The sequence below is a fragment of the Trichococcus flocculiformis genome (genome assembly GCF_900113645.1).
GTDB classification, from domain to species: domain Bacteria; phylum Bacillota; class Bacilli; order Lactobacillales; family Aerococcaceae; genus Trichococcus; species Trichococcus flocculiformis.
In genome coordinates this window covers 1-2,397 of the sequence record NZ_FOQC01000091.1, presented here as the reverse complement: position 1 = coordinate 2,397, position 2,397 = coordinate 1, and the positions used below count along the sequence as shown (strand labels likewise).

At 42.4% G+C, this 2,397-nt stretch carries 3 protein-coding genes; all 3 read left to right on the top strand.

The genetic code is table 11. The features are described 5' to 3' along the window. Positions 1-500: 500 nt before the first annotated feature. The 3 genes from BMZ71_RS14440 to BMZ71_RS14430 all read left to right on the top strand — a co-directional run bounded on the left by BMZ71_RS14440 (position 501) and on the right by BMZ71_RS14430 (position 2,182). On the top strand, positions 501-734 hold the full coding sequence (locus BMZ71_RS14440; RefSeq protein ID WP_086990977.1) for a hypothetical protein: 234 nt from the start codon (positions 501-503) through the stop codon (positions 732-734). A 239-nt stretch (positions 735-973) separates the two neighbouring features. Next, a complete protein-coding gene (locus BMZ71_RS14435; RefSeq protein ID WP_086990975.1) occupies positions 974-1,573 on the top strand; it encodes a hypothetical protein in 600 nt (199 codons plus the stop codon). A gap of 84 nt (positions 1,574-1,657) precedes the next feature. Beyond that, positions 1,658-2,182 carry a DUF2703 domain-containing protein gene (locus BMZ71_RS14430; RefSeq protein ID WP_086990973.1) on the top strand — a complete coding sequence of 175 codons (525 nt, stop codon included), beginning with the start codon at positions 1,658-1,660 and terminating at the stop codon, positions 2,180-2,182. Positions 2,183-2,397: the final 215 nt, after the last annotated feature.

The window sequence follows — 2,397 nt, the reverse complement described above, 5'->3', positions numbered from 1 at the left end:
TCAGTTCCCGAGCGGTTTATCGGCATAATAGTATAGCTAGAATTATTGATATATCAAGCCTTTAGGGTCTTTTTCGGTGTGCGAAAGTTGAGTTAAAGTTCATACGAACGAAAGTGACAATAAGGACGGTGGAAATCTGATGAGTCAAAGGGATGTAGTATTTAAAATGTTGAAAGAAAATAATGGATTGTTAACTGCAAGACAAGCCTGAGAGAACGGGGTAGCGTACAAAAATTTGCAGCGGATGAATCAGTCGGGAGAGATTGAAAAGATTGAGCAAGGGCTATATATGGATCCAGAATTTATTGAAGATAAATTTTTTTTGCCCCAATACAGATGCCAGAAATGAATCTTTTCGCATGAAACTGCTCTTTATTTTCATAACCTAGCCGATCGTACGCCTTTTCAGTTGATGGTGACCATTCCTTCGGGTTATAACACAAGGCTTTTGAAGGATAAAGAGAAGTACAAATTTTTTTATAGCTGAAGATCTTCACTCAATGGGCGCTATTTCCATGGAAACTCCTTATGGCAATCAAGTCAAGGTTTACGATAAGGAGCGAACCGTTTGCGACTGCCTCAGAAAGAAAAATAGTCTGGACAATGATTTAGTATTTGAGGCAGTCAAAAGATATTTGAAAGGCCCAGAGGCAGATTATGCCAAGTTACTTAAGTACGCAGAAATTTTTAATGTAAGAGATGATGTCCGCAAAGATATGGAGATATTAACATGAGGTAAAAGTTATGAACCCATTTGCTATACGGTAACTGAATAATTTGAAAGGCCTATACAACCTTCCTTAAAGAGAGGATTCTGTGTGGCCTTTTTTGCGTTGTGTCAGGTGAAGCCGTACGCGATTCAAGGGCTCGTGATATGTTATAATGAGGTCGAAAAAGAGCGCTTACAAAATGGATTTTGTAGTCGATTGTCTTCCTTTGTCATCAGTTTTTTTAGTCCAAGGAGGGACTTCAGATGATCAAAAATAACAAACGCCGATGCACGTTTTTCTTCATCATGACCATGTTGTTGTTTATCTTTTCGGGCTGCGGTTCATCGAGCGACGAAGCTGCCTCATCTTCGGATCCGGAAGCGATCAGGGAGAGCCAAATCAGCGAACTGGAAAACAGCGATCTGATCGGGAATGTGGATGCGTATGCGGCTATCCAAGGCGTGCTTGTGGAATCGGCAGCTCCGACGCCAGCCAAAGTGTTCATCATCGAAAACGATGAATCTGTTGAGGAAGGAGCCGGAGAAAAGTACGTGTATTCACCGCACTATCTCGATTTGCCGGAAGAATTGAAGGCCAAGTCGGATGCTGAGATGAACGTGCTGGTGAAGCTGCGCAGCTATTACATGGAGACGGGAACCTACTCAAATGAAGGGATCGCTTATACGCGCTATGTCCAAATTACCATCCTGGACAGGGCTACCGGCACCGTTATCCATGAGGAAACAATGATCGGATCGGCTCCATTTAGTATCAGTGAAGATCAATCTGCGGGGGATGGTTATGTCCCTGAATACCAAGTACTGGAGAAAATTCTGGTCTACTTTGGCTATGCGGAAGAATGAAGAACGTCTTCACGATTTGGGCCATTTCTGAATACAGGACAAAATCAACTCAACGCGCTGTCCCCATGAAAGGTGAAGGGAATTATGAACAATAACAAAGATGGGTGTTCTTGCAGTGGTGATTGCTGCCCACAAAAGCAAGTAGAAAAGAAAATTGACATCGATTTCTTGTATCTGGATCTAAATATATGCAAAAGGTGTCAGGGTGCCGAAAGTAATTTGGAGCAGGCAATAAATGAAGTTTCGGCGGTTTTGACATCCGCTGGCTATGAAGTGAGTGTAAATAAAGTAAATATCTCATCACCTGAGTTGGCAATCAAACATAGCTTCCTCAGCTCACCGACGATAAGAATCAACGGTAACGACATCTCCTTGGATGTTACGGAAACTGCTTGCAAGGACTGCGGAGATATTTGCGGAGATTCGGTAGATTGCAGGTCCTGGGTTTATGAAGGTGTTGAACATCCTGAACCACCAAAAGAAATGATCGTGAATGCAATTTTGAAAGAAGTCTATGGAGGGCATTCAGAATCTCCAAAATCCAAAAAGGAATATATGTTGCCGGATAATCTAAGAGCATTCTTCAATGGGACTGCGGCAAATAAATAGGAATGAGAAGACTGATCGGGTTACTTCCGCACTTTATCTTCTATGTGCAGTACGGGAAATATCGAGGTGCTGACTGTGAATATGATTGGGTTGATACTATATTTTTCCTTCTACATAAGCTTCTATATAGGTTGAATTAAATACTTTACATCCGCACGCACAGTCGGTCAATCACCTCAAGGGGACGCCCGTTCACATCGGCTAAGAAACCGCGG